This window comes from Agromyces sp. Soil535 (assembly GCF_001428255.1).
Taxonomy (GTDB): domain Bacteria; phylum Actinomycetota; class Actinomycetes; order Actinomycetales; family Microbacteriaceae; genus Agromyces.
On the sequence record NZ_LMRW01000001.1, the window covers coordinates 216872 to 232772 of the forward strand.

Annotated in this window: 16 protein-coding genes and 2 tRNA genes; 11 read left to right on the forward strand and 7 right to left on the reverse strand. The window is 66.8% G+C overall.

The features are described 5' to 3' along the window. Positions 1–231: 231 nt before the first annotated feature. Genes rsmG through rpmH form a run of 6 tightly spaced genes read right to left on the reverse strand, consistent with a single transcriptional unit; the run spans position 232 to position 3328 of the window. On the reverse strand, positions 232–861 hold the full coding sequence (gene rsmG / locus ASG80_RS00990) for a 16S rRNA (guanine(527)-N(7))-methyltransferase RsmG (protein WP_056727584.1): 630 nt from the start codon (positions 859–861) through the stop codon (positions 232–234). Positions 862–877: 16 nt separating this feature from the next. Further along, complete coding sequence (locus ASG80_RS00995) at positions 878–1375, reverse strand: R3H domain-containing nucleic acid-binding protein (RefSeq protein WP_056727586.1); 498 nt, start codon at positions 1373–1375, stop codon at positions 878–880. A gap of 3 nt (positions 1376–1378) precedes the next feature. Beyond that, positions 1379–2335 carry a membrane protein insertase YidC gene (gene yidC / locus ASG80_RS01000; RefSeq protein WP_056727589.1) on the reverse strand — a complete coding sequence of 319 codons (957 nt, stop codon included), beginning with the start codon at positions 2333–2335 and terminating at the stop codon, positions 1379–1381. 10 nt (positions 2336–2345) lie between these two features. Continuing rightward, positions 2346–2804, reverse strand: coding sequence for a membrane protein insertion efficiency factor YidD (gene yidD, locus ASG80_RS24825; protein ID WP_082589628.1), 459 nt, complete (start codon positions 2802–2804; stop codon positions 2346–2348). Between the two features lies 1 nt (position 2805). Next, entirely contained in the window at positions 2806–3183 is a 378-nt protein-coding gene (gene rnpA / locus ASG80_RS01010) for a ribonuclease P protein component (protein ID WP_056727592.1), read from the reverse strand. A gap of 7 nt (positions 3184–3190) precedes the next feature. Beyond that, complete coding sequence (gene rpmH / locus ASG80_RS01015; RefSeq protein WP_022889115.1) at positions 3191–3328, reverse strand: 50S ribosomal protein L34; 138 nt, start codon at positions 3326–3328, stop codon at positions 3191–3193. A 426-nt stretch (positions 3329–3754) separates the two neighbouring features. Here rpmH and dnaA point away from each other — a divergent pair, with 426 nt between their 5' ends. From dnaA to ASG80_RS23295, 10 genes are all read left to right on the forward strand, one after another. After that, positions 3755–5176: a chromosomal replication initiator protein DnaA gene (gene dnaA, locus ASG80_RS01020; RefSeq protein ID WP_056727593.1), complete on the forward strand. Its 1422-nt coding sequence runs from the start codon at positions 3755–3757 to the stop codon at positions 5174–5176. A 572-nt stretch (positions 5177–5748) separates the two neighbouring features. After that, positions 5749–6900: a DNA polymerase III subunit beta gene (gene dnaN, locus ASG80_RS01025; RefSeq protein WP_056727595.1), complete on the forward strand. Its 1152-nt coding sequence runs from the start codon at positions 5749–5751 to the stop codon at positions 6898–6900. A 113-nt stretch (positions 6901–7013) separates the two neighbouring features. Beyond that, positions 7014–8183, forward strand: coding sequence for a DNA replication/repair protein RecF (gene recF / locus ASG80_RS01030; RefSeq protein WP_056727596.1), 1170 nt, complete (start codon positions 7014–7016; stop codon positions 8181–8183). Beyond that, a complete protein-coding gene (locus tag ASG80_RS01035; RefSeq protein ID WP_056727598.1) occupies positions 8176–8697 on the forward strand; it encodes a DUF721 domain-containing protein in 522 nt (173 codons plus the stop codon). The genes recF and ASG80_RS01035 overlap by 8 nt, the downstream gene beginning before the upstream one ends. Before the next feature lie 123 nt (positions 8698–8820). Continuing rightward, a complete protein-coding gene (gene gyrB / locus ASG80_RS01040) occupies positions 8821–10833 on the forward strand; it encodes a DNA topoisomerase (ATP-hydrolyzing) subunit B (protein ID WP_056727600.1) in 2013 nt (670 codons plus the stop codon). A gap of 82 nt (positions 10834–10915) precedes the next feature. Continuing rightward, positions 10916–13450, forward strand: a complete 2535-nt coding sequence (gene gyrA, locus ASG80_RS01045) for a DNA gyrase subunit A (RefSeq protein ID WP_369816204.1) — start codon at positions 10916–10918, stop codon at positions 13448–13450. Between the two features lie 6 nt (positions 13451–13456). Further along, positions 13457–13861 carry a DUF3566 domain-containing protein gene (locus tag ASG80_RS01050; protein WP_056727601.1) on the forward strand — a complete coding sequence of 135 codons (405 nt, stop codon included), beginning with the start codon at positions 13457–13459 and terminating at the stop codon, positions 13859–13861. A gap of 64 nt (positions 13862–13925) precedes the next feature. Next, positions 13926–13999: transfer RNA gene (locus tag ASG80_RS01055), tRNA-Ile, on the forward strand. Between the two features lie 45 nt (positions 14000–14044). Beyond that, positions 14045–14117 (forward strand) — tRNA-Ala (locus tag ASG80_RS01060). 337 nt (positions 14118–14454) lie between these two features. After that, entirely contained in the window at positions 14455–14655 is a 201-nt protein-coding gene (locus ASG80_RS23295; protein WP_156401593.1) for an ABC transporter permease, read from the forward strand. A 183-nt stretch (positions 14656–14838) separates the two neighbouring features. Here the strand turns inward: ASG80_RS23295 and ASG80_RS01070 are convergent, their stop codons facing one another. Continuing rightward, entirely contained in the window at positions 14839–15168 is a 330-nt protein-coding gene (locus ASG80_RS01070; RefSeq protein WP_056727606.1) for a hypothetical protein, read from the reverse strand. A 135-nt stretch (positions 15169–15303) separates the two neighbouring features. On the opposite strand from ASG80_RS01070, the gene ASG80_RS01075 reads away from it, so the two are divergent. Then, complete coding sequence (locus ASG80_RS01075) at positions 15304–15750, forward strand: NUDIX hydrolase (protein WP_056728431.1); 447 nt, start codon at positions 15304–15306, stop codon at positions 15748–15750. Positions 15751–15901: the final 151 nt, after the last annotated feature.

Genomic DNA, 15901 nt, shown 5'->3' on the forward strand with positions numbered 1-15901 from the left:
GCGTGGGAGGAGGCTGAAGAAGGATCCAGTGCCGCAAAGTCGGTGTTCGAGATCGGCCATTCGACACACCGACGCTCTCGAAGCGCATGAGGCAAGGGCTGTTCCCCGGTTGCCGCCTTCCGCGCTGGTCCCGCTGCCGCTTCTGCGAGCGGTTCCTGACATCCACCTCAGCGGATGATCACCCGCCCACCAACCACCGGGACGCTCGGAAACGCAAGGACGGCGGAACTGTCACCCCACGGTCGCGCGGAACACGCGGGTGATCTCGCTGACGACCCCTTCGCCGAGCACCAGGACCTCGGCGTCGTGGACCCGGTACTTGCGGATCGCCTTGTCGGCGGCGGCGATCTCCCCGTCGACCCCCGCGCCCTTCATGAGCACCAGCTCGCCACCGGGTCGGAGCAGGGGAGCCGTCACCGGGATCAACGTGCGCAGTGCGCTCACCGCACGCGCGGTCACCTGGTCGAGTGCGCCCTTCAGCTTCGACTCCTCGGCTCGGGCCCGGACGACCTCGACGTTCGCCAACTCCAACTCGGCCGCCTGGCGCTCGAGCCATGCGACCCGCCGCTCCATCGGTTCGATGAGCGTGAACGAGACATCCGGTCGCATGATCGCGAGCACGAGCCCGGGCAGGCCGGCTCCGGATCCGACGTCGCCCACACGGCCGGGGCGCAGGAGCGGGGCCACCAGCGCGCTGTTGAGGATGTGGCGCGTCCACAGCCGGGGGAGCTCCAGCGGGCCGATGAGCCCGAGCTCCTCGCCATGGCGCGCGAGCGCCTCGGTGAATCGGCGGCCCTGCTCCAGGTGCGTTCCGAAGATCTCAGCCGCGGCGGCAGGCTCGGGCTCGAGTCCGTCGATCATCGTTTCACGTGAAACGTCAGGCGCCGCGGGTGATCACGGTGTGCCGATCGGCACCTTCGCCGCGCGACTCCGAGTGGAAGCCCCGCTCGCTCACCAGGTCGTGCACGAGCTTTCGCTCGTACGACGACATCGGTGGAAGCGCCGCCTCGGCGGCACCCGCCTCGAGACGCTCGACCGCGCGGTTCACCAGGTCGGCGAGCTCGTTGCGCCGAGCGTCTCGCGAACCGCCGATGTCGAGGATGAGGCGTGAGAACACGCCGGTCTTCGTCTGCACCGCGAGGCGCGTCAACTCCTGGAGGGCGCTCACCGTTTCGGGCTTCGACAGGAGGTTGAGGTTCGCACCTTCGCCCGCGTTCACCGACACGTAGGCGCGACCGTTGCGCGCGTCGATGTCGATGTCGCCGTCGAGGTCGCAGATGTCGAGGAGCTCCTCGATGTAGTCCGCCGCGATGTCGCCTTCCTCTTCGAGCTGGGCGATCGAGCGGTTCTCGGCTTCGTGCTGCACGTCAGTCATGGTCTACTTCCCGCCCTGCTTCTTCGCGCGGGTCTTGCTGACCGGCTGCTGGCGCTGGGTCGTCTTCTTCTGCTCGACGACGTCGTGCTCGGGCTTCTCTTCGACCGCCAGCTTGCCCTTCTTGGCGAGGCGCGCCTCGCGCGCCTTCGCCGCTTCACTGCCGGGCGTCGGCATGTTGCGGATGACGACGAACTGCTGGCCCATGGTCCAGAAGTTCGAGACCAGCCAGTAGAACATCACGCCGATGGGGAAGGCGACACCGGAGACGGCGAACACCAGCGGGAGCAGGTAGAGGAGGATGCGCTGCTGCCGGAACATCGGGCTCGCCTTGGTCTCAGGCGACATGTTCTTGGAGACGATCTGCAGCTGCGTGATGAACTGCGACGCGGTCATCAGCACGATCATGGTCGACGCGATCACGATCGTCTGCCACGGCTGACCGCCGTTGTTCCACGCCTGGATGAACGTCGAGCTGAGGGGCGCCCCGAGGAACACGGAGTTCGCGAATGAGTCGGCGAGCTCCTGGCTCAGCAGGCCGACGCCCGCCTGGTCCTTCACGGACGCGTCGTTCAGCACGGAGAAGAGCCCGAAGAAGATCGGCATCTGCAGGAGGAGCGGGAGGCAGGATGAGAGGGGGTTGGTGCCCGTCCTCTTGTAGAGCTCCATGGTCTCGCGGGACATCGCCTCGCGCGAGAGCTGGTCCTTCTTGCCCTTGTACTTGTCCTGGATCTTCTTCAGCTGCGGCGCGACCTCGAGCATGCGGCGCTGGCTCTTGATCTGGCGGACGAAGATCGGGATGAGGGCCGCACGCACGACGATGACGAGGCCGACGATCGACAGCACCCACGTGATGCCGGAATCGGGGTCGAGCCCGAAGAACGTCCACATCGAGTGGAACGCCACGAGGATCAGCTCGATGACCCATTTGATGGGCCAAAGGATCGTACCGATGATGTCCATGGGTGCGGGGTCAGTCCTTCCGGGACAGGGTGGGGGAGGAAGCCGAGAACGCCGACTCGGTGCCGAGCGGGCGAGGGTGGGAGTGGCGAGCGATTCCGAGCTCCGACGTCTGGTGCTCGAGTTCGTGTGCACGGCGGGCGGCCGCGGCATCCGCTTCGGCCTTCGGGAACATGCCCTTCGGCACCACCCAGCCGAACGTCGTGATCCGATAACGATCATGGCGAGCCGGACGGACGTCGTCGATGCCCCCGGCCGCCCAGGGATTGCAGCGCACGATGCGCCAGGCGGTGAGCGCGACACCCAGCGCCAGGCCGCGTTGCTGCACGGAGCCGAGGCCATAGGCGGAACACGACGGGTAGTACCGGCAGACATCGCCGTAGAGCGGTGAGATCACCGCGCGGTACGCGCGGAGGAGCAGCACCCCGACATTGCGGGGGACGAGGATGAGGAACAGAGCCAGGTTGCGCACGTCAGCGACCCTTCGTGCCCGGGAGCACCGCGTTCGCACCACGACGATCGGATCGCCGCGCAAGCGCCGCGATCACCTCGGCGCGCAAGTCGCCCCACTCCGCCTCTGCCGCACCGGGCAGCGCGCGCACGACGACATCGACGCCGCGCACGCCGTCTGTGAGGGCCTCGTGGCACACCGCCTTCAGGCGGCGCCGCACGAGATTGCGACGCACTGCGCCCCCGACCTTCTTGGAGACGATGAAGCCGAAGCGTGCGTCGGTGCCCGACTCCCGTGAGCGCATATAGCTCACGGTGTGGGCACCGGCAACCTTCGCACCGCGGCGCACGATGACTCGATAGTCGTCGGCGCTCGTGATGCGATTGGCCTTGGCGAGCACCGAGGGACTATGCGGAGAGTTCGGTGCGACCCTTGGCACGGCGTGCCGACAGGATGGCACGGCCTGCGCGGGTGCGCATGCGAAGGCGGAAGCCGTGCTTCTTGGCGCGACGACGGTTGTTCGGCTGGAACGTACGCTTGCTCATTCTTCTTCTCCGGCTGTCGGATCTCCGCGCGCAGCTCGTGCAATGCTGCGGCAGGAAAACTGGGGTGCCCGAAAGGGCTGGGGTCAACCTATTAAAACTACGGCCTCGGAGTCCCGGGGTCAAACCAGGTGCGGTCGAACCCGGCGTAGTGCAAACGTCACAGTATCCCTCGTAGCTCTGGATCCGCTGTGGATCGACACGCCCATGCCGTCGAATCCCTCCTCGGGCATTTGTCCCGGCGGGCGACATTCGATACCGTGTGAGACCAGTTATCCCCAGCTTTGCGCGCGGAATCACGGGCGACTTCCCGATTCTGCCCACAGGCGGTGGAGAACGCTGTGAACACTTCGCCTCGCGCCGCTTGCGTCGTCGATCGGGGGATCGATGAGCGGCACACACGACGGCACCGAATGATTGCGGGGAACGATGACCGAGCAGCCCATCTCCGACACATGGGCCACCGTCCTCGACCGGCTCTCCGACGACGACGCGATCACCCCGATGCTGCAGGGCTTCCTCAATCTCGTGGAGCCGAAGGGCATCGCGGCGGGCACCTTCTACCTCGAGGTGCCGAACGACTTCACGGCGAGCATGTTGAACCAGCGCATGCGGGTGTCGTTGCTCTCAGCGATGAGCGTCATCGAATCGCCGTCCTCAGTGACCTCGTTCTACGTGGTCGTGAATCCCGAGCTTGAGGAGACCAGGGCCCCGGAGCCGAAGCCCGTCGGGTTCGACGACTACCCGAACCCGGTCGAGCTGCCGGCCTCCCCGCAGTCGGTGTTCGAGAACGTGAACGTCGACCGGCCCCGTGACGCCAGACTCAACCCGAAGTACTCGTTCGACAGCTTCGTCATCGGCCAGTCCAACCGGTTCGCCCACGCCGCTGCAGTGGCCGTCGCGGAGGCGCCGGCCAAGGCGTACAACCCGCTGTTCATCTACGGCGACTCGGGCCTCGGCAAGACGCACCTCCTGCACGCCATCGGCCACTATGCGATGAGCCTGTATCCGGGCATCCGCGTGCGGTACGTGTCATCCGAGGAGTTCACGAACGACTTCATCAACTCGATCGCGAACAACCGCGGCTCGCTCTTCCAGCAGCGGTACCGCAACATCGACATCCTCCTGATCGACGACATCCAGTTCCTGCAGGGAAAAGCGGAGACGCAGGAGGCGTTCTTCCACACCTTCAACACCCTGCACGACCACAACAAGCAGGTCGTGATCACGAGCGACGTGCCGCCGAAGCACCTCACCGGCTTCGAGGACCGCATGCGCAGTCGCTTCGAGTGGGGCCTCATCACCGACGTGCAGGCGCCCGACCTCGAGACGCGCATCGCGATCCTCCGGAAGAAGGCGCAGTCCGAGCGACTCCAGGTGCCCGACGAGATCCTCGAGTACATGGCGTCGAAGGTGTCGAGCAACATCCGCGAGCTCGAGGGCACCCTCATCCGCGTCACGGCGTTCGCGAGCCTGAACCGCACGCCGGTCGACATGCCGCTCGTGCAGACGGTGCTGAAGGACCTGATCATGGATGACTCGGACAACGTCGTGGCCCCGGTCGACATCATCACCGCGACGGCCGAGTACTTCAAGCTGACCGTCGACGACCTCTACGGGTCGAGCCGCTCGCAGGCGGTGGCCACCGCGCGACAGATCGCCATGTACCTGTGCCGTGAGCTCACGAACCTCTCGTTGCCGAAGATCGGGCAGCTCTTCGGCAACCGCGATCACACCACCGTGATGTACGCGAACAAGAAGATCTCCGAGCTCATGAAGGAGCGCCGGTCGATCTACAACCAGGTCACCGAGCTCACGGCCCGCATCAAGCAGACGGGCCGCTACCGCTGATCGGATGCCGCGGACACCGTCCCGGCACGCCGACGATCCCGCCCCTCCGGCCGATCGATCGACCCCGCAGGCGCCCCCGTGCGCCCCGTTCAGGGGCGATTCCCACAGCTGTGGAAAAGTTGTGGATTGTTAACGAGCAACCCGTCAGGCCCTGTTGAGACGGCGTCCCGCCCTGTGCATAACCCGTCTGCCGGCCCGGCGCTCACGAGCAGCATTCGCCTCGAAACCCACACACTGTGCACAGATCGGAGGGGGCGACTTGGGCGTCGTTCCGGGGATCCCTGCACACCATCCACAGTTTCCACAGCGGTTAACACCGTTAAGAGAGAAGTGGTTAACCGGGGGATCCCGACAACATTCGATCGTGGGCGGATCGAGGCGCGCGGATCGAGGCGCGCGCCTCCCGGGCACACGACCCTGTCGGGTCTCGACACACACGAGGCATCCGCGTCAGACCACCTCAACAGGCATCCGCCGACAACCTCGCGCCCCCCACGAGAATGTCCCCTCACCGGCTCGAACACTCCGGATAGCATGGGGGAGCCAGCCAGCACCTCCACGACGGGAGAACCGTGAAGTTCCAGGTCAATCGCGACGTATTCAGTGAGGCCGTTTCCTTCGCCGTCAAGCTGCTCCCGCAGCGCACGACCCTGCCGATCCTGTCCGGCGTGCTGATCCAGGCGAACGACGAGGGACTGGTCCTCTCCTCATTCGACTACGAGGTCTCCTCCCAGACCGAGATCCAGGCCGACGTCGAGGAGACCGGCACGGTGCTCGTCTCAGGTCGTCTCCTCGCCGAGATCGCCGGCCGCCTGCCGAACGCACCGGTACGCGTCGCGACCGAGGAGTCCCGAATCTCGCTGACCTGCGGTTCCGCCACGTTCACCCTCCTGTCGATGCCCGTCGAGGAATACCCGTCGATCCCCGAGATCGGCCCCGAGTCGGGGGTCGTGCCGGCCGAGGAGTTCGCCACGGCGGTCGCGCAGGTCGCCGTCGCGGCATCCCGAGACGATGTCACACCGGTGATCACGGGCGTGCAGCTCGAAGTCCGCGAGAACCATCTGGGCCTCGTGGCGACCGACAGATACCGGGTCGCGGTGCGAGAGATCGAATGGGACGGCGGCGCCGTCGGGGGCGGCGATCAGGTCGTCACCGCACTCGTGCCGGCGCGCACCCTCCAGGAGGTCGGCAAGACGTTCGGCCACTCGGGCACGATCTCCGTCGCTATCACCAGCCGGGACGACCGTGAGCTCATCGCCTTCAGCGCCGACAAGAAGACCGTGACCTCACTGCTCATCAAGGGCAACTTCCCGCCCGTGCGGCGGCTCTTCCCTGAGACGGTCGACAACTACGCGGTCATGAACACCGCCGAGCTCATCGAGGCGACCCGTCGCGTCGCCCTGGTGCTCGAGCGCGAGGCGGCCCTGCGCTACACCTTCACCGCCGATGGCCTCACCCTCGAGGCGATCGGCAGCGAGCAGGCACAGGCGTCGGAGACGATCGACGCGATCCTCACCGGCGACGACACCGTCGTGTCGCTCAAGCCCCAGTTCCTGCTCGACGGCCTCGGCGCGGTGCACTCCGAGTTCGTCCGCATCTCGTTCACGAAGACCGAGAACCCCAACAAGCCGGGCCCCGTGCTCATCACGAGCCAGTCGTCGCGCGAACAGGCGGGCGCTGACACGTACCGCTACCTCCTGCAGCCCAACCTGCTCCTGCGCTGAGTCGACTTGCGGGCTGAGAGCCCACCGCGCAGGCTCCTCGACCCGCATGCACCCCGGGCGCTGTCGGGCGGCGCGGGTAGCCTTGTCGAGTTCGGATCGGAAGGGAGGCCCGCGTGCATGTCGCCCGCCTGTCTCTCACCGACTACCGCAACTACGAGCGGGCCGAGCTGGTGCTCGGGCCGGGCGCCACGGTGCTCGTCGGGCGCAACGGCCAGGGCAAGACGAACCTCGTGGAGTCGATCGGCTACCTCTCCACCCTCGGCTCGCACCGGGTGTCGGGCGATCAGGCGCTGATCCGCGCCGGGGCGGATGCCGCGATCATCCGTGCCCTGCTCGCACACGGCGACCGCGAGCTGCTCATCGAACTGCAACTCAACCGGCAGGGCGCGAACCGCGCGCAGCTCAACCGTTCGCCCGTGAAGACGCGCGAACTGCCGCGCTACGCGCACAGCGTGCTCTTCGCCCCAGAAGACCAGGCAATCGTGCGCGGCGAGCCGTCGGTGCGCCGTCGCATGCTCGACGAGTTGCTCGTGCAGCGCACCCCGCGCCTCTCGGGCGTCATGGCCGACTACGAGCGGGTGCTGAAGCAGCGCAACTCGCTGCTGAAGAGCGCCCGAGCCCGAGGCCTTCCGGTGGACCGACTGCCGACCCTCGACATCTGGGACGAGCGCCTCGTGGCACTCGGCGCCGAGCTCATCGACCAACGCGTCGCCCTCATCGACGAGCTCGCGTCGCCGCTCGCCGACGCATACCATTCCATCGTCGACGACGACCATGCACCCCGGCTGCGCCCGCTCCTCTCGATCGATGGTGCCGACCCCGATGACGAGAACGCGGATGTCGAAGCGCCGGCCGATCCGCGGGCCGACACACGCGCACGCTTCACCGAGGCGCTCCGTGTCCTGCGACCGAAGGAACTGGAGCGCGGCGTCACCCTCGCCGGTCCGCATCGCGACGACGTGGTGCTGCTCCTCAACGGCCTGCCCGCCAAGGGCTATGCGAGCCACGGCGAGTCGTGGTCGTTCGCGCTCGCGCTCCGCCTCGCCTCCGCCGAGCTGCTCCGCCGTGACTCGACCACCGGGGATCCCGTGCTCGTGCTCGACGACGTCTTCGCCGAGCTCGACCGGATGCGCCGGGAGCGCCTCGCCGCGGCGATCGGCGGGTTCGAGCAGGTGCTCGTCACCGCGGCGGTCCTCGAAGACGTACCCGAGCCGCTCATCGCTCGCATCGTGCACATCGAGGCGGGCCGCATCGTGGGGGAGGAGGCGACGACGGATGCCTGACGGGGCACGTCCGGACCCCGCACGTCCGGACGCGACGCGTTCCGAGGCGTCACGCGTCTACCAGCACTTCCGCGAGATCTTCGGCGACACCAGGTCGCGACCGGGTCGCGCTCGCAACCGCACCCGCGAGGCATCCGGCAGCGAGCCCTTCAGCCCCGGGCGTGACCCGAAACCGCTGGGCGACGCCATCGACGGACTCACCACGCAGCTCGGATGGACGGCCCCGCTGTCGCAGCACGAGGTGCTCGCCTCATGGGCCGAGGTCGCCGGCGAGGAGACCGCGAAGCACTCCGAGGCGATCGCGATCGAGAACGGCGTGCTGCAGGTGCGGTGCGAGTCCACGGCGTGGGCGACGCAGCTGCGTCTCATGCGCACGGAGCTCGTCACGCGCATCCTCGACCGGTACCCGGGCGCGGGGGTCGAGACGATCCGCTTCCAAGGGCCGGATGCACCCACCTGGAAAAGGGGCCCCAGATCGGTTCCAGGGCGCGGTCCGCGTGATACTTACGGCTGACACGGCAAATTCGGTCACTTCCCCTGTGTCATCGCCTCAGATCGGCGCTTCCGGGCTGCCGAGGACCCACCGTTTGATAGGGTTAAGGGTCGCCAGAATGACGGTCAGGAGCCCGATTCACACATGACAGTCGAACCCACGAAGGCCCAGCAGAAGCCGGAATACGGCGCCGACGCGATCCAGGTTCTCGAGGGCCTCGAAGCGGTTCGCAAGCGGCCGGGCATGTACATCGGCTCGACCGGGCCACGCGGGCTTCATCACCTCGTGTACGAGATCGTCGACAACTCCGTCGACGAGGCGCTCGCCGGCTATGCCACCGAGATCGACGTGACGATCCTCCCCGATGGCGGCGTTCGCGTCGTCGACGACGGCCGCGGCATCCCCGTCGACATCCACAAGACCGAGGGTCGCTCCACGGTCGAGGTCGTGCTCACCATGCTCCACGCCGGCGGCAAGTTCGGCGGCGGAGGATACGCGGTGTCCGGCGGCCTGCACGGCGTCGGGTCGTCCGTCGTCAACGCCCTGTCGTCGAAGCTCGACGTCGACGTGCGACGCCAGGGCTTCGCGTGGACCCAGTCGTACACGGTCGGCGTGCCCGATGCCCCGCTCGCAAAGGGCGAGGCATCCGACGCCACCGGCACCACCATCACGTTCTGGCCGAGCACCGACATCTTCGAGACCGTCGAGTTCGACTACGAAACCCTCCGCACACGGTTCCAGCAGTACGCGTTCCTGAACAAGGGCCTCCGCATCACGCTCACCGACCTGCGTGTGGGCCACGCCGCCATCGACCCCGACGACACGGCCAAGACCGACACGGATGTCGCAGCACCGCGCACCGACACCTTCCTCTACGAGCGCGGACTCGTCGACTACGTCGAGTACCTCAACCGCTCGAAGAAGTCCGACGTCGTGAACGACGAGATCATCTCCTTCGAGACCGAGGACACCGAGCGCAAGATCGCCCTCGAGGTCGCGATGCAATGGACCACTGCCTACACCGAGTCGGTGCACACCTACGCGAACACCATCAACACGCACGAGGGCGGCACGCACGAAGAGGGCTTCCGCGCGGCGCTCACCACCCTCGTCAACCGGTACGCCCGCGAGAAGGGCATCCTGAAGGAGAAGGACGACAACCTCTCCGGCGACGACGTGCGCGAGGGACTCACCGCGGTCATCTCGGTGAAGCTCGCCGAGCCGCAGTTCGAAGGCCAGACGAAGACGAAACTCGGCAACACCGAGGCGAAGTCGTTCGTGCAGAAGGTCACGGGCGACCAGTTGGGCGACTGGTTCGAGCGCAACCCCACACAGGCACGCGACATCATCCGAAAGGCCATCCAGGCGGCGACCGCGCGCATCGCGGCCCGCAAGGCGCGCGAGGCGACCCGTCGCAAGGGGCTCCTCGAATCGGGCGGCATGCCGGGCAAGCTCAAGGACTGCTCGTCGAAGGATCCGTCTCTCTCCGAGATCTTCATCGTCGAGGGCGACTCGGCCGGTGGCTCGGCCGTGCAGGGTCGCAACCCCGAGACGCAGGCGATCCTGCCGCTGCGCGGCAAGATCCTCAATGTCGAGAAGGCCCGCCTCGACCGCGCCCTCGCGAACAACGAGGTGCAGGCGATGATCACGGCGTTCGGCGCCGGCATCGGCGAGGACTTCAACACCGAGAAGGCCAGGTATCACAAGATCGTGCTCATGGCCGACGCCGACGTCGATGGCCAGCACATCACGACCCTGCTGCTCACCCTGCTGTTCCGCTACATGCGCCCGCTCATCGAGCTCGGCTACGTGTACCTCGCGCAACCGCCGCTCTACCGCCTGAAGTGGACGAACGCCGAGCATCAGTTCGTGTACTCCGATAAGGAGCGCGACCTGCTGGTGGCCGACGGCACCGCGAAGGGCTGGCGCATCCCGAAGGACAACGGCATCCAGCGCTACAAGGGCCTCGGTGAGATGAACCACCAGGAGCTCTGGGAGACCACGATGAATCCCGAGACCCGCACGCTGCTGCAAGTCACCATGGAGGACGCGGCCGCCGCCGACGAGATCTTCTCGACCCTGATGGGCGAGGACGTCGAGAGCCGCCGCAACTTCATCCAGAAGAACGCGAAGGACGTGCGCTTCCTTGACATCTGACATCGTGAACCCCGGCGCCGACGAGCTCGACGAGGGTCCCGGCATCCACGGCAAGATCGACCAGGTCGACCTGCAGCTCGAGATGCAGCGGTCGTACCTCGACTATGCGATGAGCGTCATCATCGGACGTGCGCTGCCTGACGTGCGCGACGGACTCAAGCCGGTGCACCGCCGGGTCATCTACACGATGTACGACGGCGGCTACCGGCCCGACAAGGCATTCTCCAAGTGCACCCGAATCATCGGCGACGTGATGGGGCAGTTCCACCCGCACGGCGATGGTGCGGTGTACGACTCGCTCGTGCGTCTCGTGCAACCGTGGAGCCTGCGCTACCCGCTCGCGCTCGGCCAGGGCAACTTCGGTTCTCCCGGCAACGACGGCGCAGCGGCGCACCGGTACACCGAGACGAAGATGGCCCCGCTCGCCATGGAGATGGTGCGGGACATCGACGAGGAGACCGTCGACTTCCAGGACAACTACGACGGCCGTACCCAAGAGCCGTCCATCCTGACTGCGCGCTTCCCCAACCTCCTCGTCAACGGCTCGGTCGGCATCGCCGTGGGTATGGCGACGAACATCCCGCCGCACAACCTCCGCGAGGTGGCATCCGGTGCCCAGTGGTACCTCGAGCACCCCGATGCCACGCGTGAGGAGCTGCAGGAAGCGCTCATCCAGCGCATCAAGGGCCCCGACTTCCCGACCGCGGCGCAGATCCTCGGCGTGAAGGGCATCAACGACGCGTACCGCACGGGTCGCGGATCGATCACGATGCGCGCGGTCGTCTCGGTCGAAGAGCTCCAGGGACGCACCTGCCTCGTCGTCACGGAGCTGCCCTACCAGGTGAACCCCGACAACCTCGCGATCAAGATCGCCGACCTCGTGAAGGACGGCAGGGTCGGCGGCATCGCCGACATCCGCGATGAGACCTCGGGCCGCACGGGCCAGCGCCTCGTCATCGTGCTGAAGCGCGACGCGGTGGCGAAGGTCGTACTGAACAACCTCTACAAGCACACGCCGCTGCAGGAGAACTTCGGCGCGAACATGCTCGCCATCGTCGACGGGGTGCCACGCACGCTCTCGATCGACGGCTTCATCGCGCACTGGGTCGACCACCAGATCGACGTCATCGTGCGTCGCACCCAATTCCGGCTCCGCAAGGCCGAGGAGCGGATGCACATCCTGCGCGGGTACCTGAAGGCGCTCGACGCGCTCGACGAGGTCATCGCGCTCATCCGCCGCTCGCCCACCGTCGATGACGCCCGTGACGGCCTCATCGAACTGCTCGACATCGACGAGCTGCAGGCGCGCGCCATCCTCGAGATGCAGCTGCGGCGGCTCGCCGCGCTCGAGCGCCAGAAGATCATCGATGAGGCCGACGAGCTCGCCGCGCTCATCGCCGACTACCAGGGGATCATCGCGTCGCCAGAGCGTCAGCGCACGATCATCTCCGAAGAGCTCGCCGAGATCGTCGCGAAGTACGGCGACGAGCGGCGAACGCACATCCTCCCGGGCTTCGACGGCGACATGTCGGTGGAAGACCTCATCCCCGAGGAGGAGATGGTCGTCACCGTCACGCGTGGCGGCTACGTCAAGCGCACCCGCAGCGACAACTACCGCTCGCAGCACCGTGGCGGCAAGGGCGTCAGGGGCGCCCAGCTCCGCGCCGACGACGTGGTGGAGCACTTCTTCGTCACCACGACGCACCACTGGCTGCTCTTTTTCACGAACATGGGTCGCGTGTATCGCGCGAAGGCGTATGAGATCCAGGAGGGCGGACGCGACGCCAAGGGCCAGCACGTGGCGAACCTCCTCGAGATGCAGCCCGACGAGCAGATCGCCGAGATCCTCGACATCCGCGACTACGAGGTCGCGAAGTACCTCGTGCTCGCCACGCGTGACGGGCTCGTGAAGAAGACCGACCTCACGGCCTACGACACCAACCGGTCGCGCGGCGTCATCGCGATCAACCTGCGCGAGGGCGACGAGCTCGTCTCGGCGATGCTCGCCGACGAGCACGACGAGATCCTGCTCGTCTCGAAGAAGGGCATGTCGCTCCGATTCGAGGCGACCGATGAGGCGCTGCGGCCGATGGGGCGCTCGACGTCGGGCGTGAAGGGCATGAGCTTCCGCGAAGGCGACAGCCTGCTCGAGGCATCCGTCGTCGCGCACTCCAACGGCGGCGAGGGCGAGACGGATGCGTCTGACGCCTCCGACGGGGCCGATGAGAGCAACGGCCAGAAGCTCAGCCCGTCCGACACGTACGTGTTCGTGGTCACCGAGGGCGGCTACGCCAAGCGCACCCGTGTCGAGGACTACCGCAAGCAGCAGCGCGGCGGCCTCGGCATCAAGGTGGCCAAGCTCAACGAGGATCGCGGCGACCTCGCCGGCTCGCTCATCGCCTCGAGCGGCGACGAGGTGCTTGTGGTTCTTGCCAGCGGCAAGGTGGTACGCTCTGACGTCGCCGAGGTTCCCGCCAAGGGGAGGGACACGATGGGCGTCGTGTTCGCGAAGTTCGCGGATGACGACCGGATCATCGCCATCGCGAAGAATTCCGAACGGAATCTCGTGGAGGAGGCCGCAGAGTCCGAAGCGGCCGAGCCCGCGGGAGAGGAGTAAGCGTCAATGAGTAGTGTCGCCGAGAAGTTGGCCCGCAAGTCGAACCGCCGACCCCCGGCGAAGCAGGTGCGCCTGCGGCTCGTCTACATCGACTTCTGGTCGGCGGTGAAGCTGTCGTTCCTCGTGGCCGTATGCTTCGCGGTCATCAGCATCGTGGTGACGTTCCTCGTGCACACCGTGCTGAGCTCCACCGGCATCTTCGAGCAGGTCAACTCGCTCGTGCAGGACGTCGCCGGGTCGAGCGGCGACCTGACGTCGGTGCTCTCGCTCGGCAACGTCATGGGCTTCGCGGTCGTCGCGGCCCTGCTGAACCTCGTCGTGACCACCGCGCTCGGCGCGATCATCGCCGTGCTCTACAACCTCAGCGTCAAGATCACGGGCGGCCTGCTCGTCGGCTTCACCAACAACTGACTCGCGCCTCGGCTCGATTCGGAGATTCCCGCACCGTCGGGTAGTCTTTCCTTCGGCCGAATTCGGGGATATAGCTCAGGCGGTTAGAGCGCTTCGCTGATAACGAAGAGGTCCGAGGTTCAAGTCCTCGTATCCCCACTCCGAACAACTCCAAAGACAAACGGATGCCGCGGCATCCGCCCGGGGGCCTTAGCTCAGTTGGTAGAGCGCCTGCTTTGCAAGCAGGATGTCAGGAGTTCGAATCTCCTAGGCTCCACCGTTTGAGACGTGCTAGAACATCTGACATCGGTCGATGAAGGTACGAGTGCGGCGAATGGCTCAGCGAGTCGGATGGTTGCTGTCTCGTCTTCGCTGATCTCGATGCCGTTGGTGAGTGCTTGGTTGGCGAGGCGCTTGCCCTGCTCGTTCGTGCGGGCGTAGAGGGTTGCGCAGTCGACTAGGAGGCTCAGGGCGATGCTGAGCTGCTTGCGCGATCCCTCGTTGTGGTCATGAACGGTTCCTCAGCGGTGCGCTCGGGCAAGCGCTCCTGCGAATCGGAACTGGAGACCGCCTACCTCGGTAGCATCCGTGCATTCGTGATGAGAGAGGGTGTGATGGAGACGGAAGAGAGCGAGGGGCGTGCGGCGGCAGCGGGTCGGGACCCCGCGTGCCAAGCCACCGACTGCATCCGAGCACTCCTCGCAGGAACCCCGCTCGGCGACCACCTCTGGCTCACCCTCATCGAGCTCATCGGCATCATCGTCGTCGCCTTCACTGCCACCGCGCTGCTGTTCCGCCGACGCACCCGACACTAGGACCAATCTCTTGCCGCGGCTATCGTGCCTGGCGGCTCCTCGCCCACACTGTGCCGCGATGACCGGGTCCGACGGTGAGGAGTTCGTAGTCATCGCCATCCCGATCCTGCCCCACGGCGGCTGGGTGCTTTGGGGCGGATGAGCAGGGCATCATCTGCGAGGAGGTCTCGACATGATCACAGTTCAGCTCACGATGAATCCGGCCGACACGACGATCCAGCCGAGTCCTCCGAGGATCACGAGCCCGAGCACCAGCACGCCCCAGCCGAACACGAACCGACGACGGTGCGGGGCTACCGACATGGCGGTCGCGACCGCGGCGATCCCGACGGCGACGACGAGCACCGTGCTCGATGCCGCGGCCTGTTGCCGCAGTCCCGGGCCGCAATACGGCCCGCCCATCACTGCCGGGCAGATGGTCGGCAGCAGCGACGCGAGCCAGAACAGGACGATACCGGCCCCGACCGCCACGGCGGCCTGGAGCACGATCGATCGGTTCACCTCGTCTCGCATGCACGGATGTTAACCAGACGGATGCCCCGTCAGTGCGTTCCGTGATGAAGCCGTGATCGCCGTGATGAAGCTGTGATGCGCGCGGCGGCCCGTGCGTGCGGCATGGGCTGCCCCGTGCCCGGGTACAGTGACGTGATGGACATCCGCATCGCCGCGTACGGAGTGATCATCCGTGACGAGCAGATCCTCCTGTCGCACTGGAATGAGCACGGTCGATCCGGATGGACGCTGCCAGGGGGCGGCATCGAGGGATCGGAGCATCCGGTGGCCGCGGTCAAGCGGGAGATCCTCGAGGAGACCGGATACGACGCATCCGTCGATCGACTGCTCGGCATCGACACGATGGTGGTGCCCGCGGCGAAGCGGCACTCGGGCACCGTGCCGTTGTACGCGATGCGCGTCGTCTACCGGGCCAGCGTGCTCGGCGGTGAGTTGCGCAACGAGGTCGGCGGCTCGAGCGACGAGGCGCGGTGGTTCCCGCTCGCCGAGGTGCCGCGACTGAAGCGCGTGAGCCTGCTGGACATCGCGCTGCGGCTGAACGCGGAGATGCCGGCCGACGGCGTGCCACCCGCGGCATCCTGAGTCGCGGCCCGTAGCAGGGCCGGCTCGCACGACGGCGGCGACGACAACGCAGCGACCGGTGCGGCCGGTGCGCTCTCGACGCCGCCGTGCGCAGCCGAGGCCCCCGCGGGTCGGATCCCCAGGTCGACGGGGATGAGCCGCGGGGGCTCGG

Coding starts and splice junctions, on each gene's coding strand:
- rsmG (WP_056727584.1), bottom strand. CDS start 861: ATGATCGACGGACTCGAGCCCGAGCCTGCCGCCGCGGCTGAGATCTTC.
- ASG80_RS00995 (WP_056727586.1), bottom strand. CDS start 1,375: ATGACTGACGTGCAGCACGAAGCCGAGAACCGCTCGATCGCCCAGCTC.
- yidC (WP_056727589.1), bottom strand. CDS start 2,335: ATGGACATCATCGGTACGATCCTTTGGCCCATCAAATGGGTCATCGAG.
- rpmH (WP_022889115.1), bottom strand. CDS start 3,328: ATGAGCAAGCGTACGTTCCAGCCGAACAACCGTCGTCGCGCCAAGAAG.
- dnaA (WP_056727593.1), top strand. CDS start 3,755: ATGACCGAGCAGCCCATCTCCGACACATGGGCCACCGTCCTCGACCGG.
- ASG80_RS01035 (WP_056727598.1), top strand. CDS start 8,176: ATGCCTGACGGGGCACGTCCGGACCCCGCACGTCCGGACGCGACGCGT.
- gyrB (WP_056727600.1), top strand. CDS start 8,821: ATGACAGTCGAACCCACGAAGGCCCAGCAGAAGCCGGAATACGGCGCC.
- gyrA (WP_369816204.1), top strand. CDS start 10,916: ATGCAGCGGTCGTACCTCGACTATGCGATGAGCGTCATCATCGGACGT.
- ASG80_RS01050 (WP_056727601.1), top strand. CDS start 13,457: ATGAGTAGTGTCGCCGAGAAGTTGGCCCGCAAGTCGAACCGCCGACCC.
- ASG80_RS23295 (WP_156401593.1), top strand. CDS start 14,455: ATGGAGACGGAAGAGAGCGAGGGGCGTGCGGCGGCAGCGGGTCGGGAC.
- ASG80_RS01070 (WP_056727606.1), bottom strand. CDS start 15,168: ATGCGAGACGAGGTGAACCGATCGATCGTGCTCCAGGCCGCCGTGGCG.
- ASG80_RS01075 (WP_056728431.1), top strand. CDS start 15,304: ATGGACATCCGCATCGCCGCGTACGGAGTGATCATCCGTGACGAGCAG.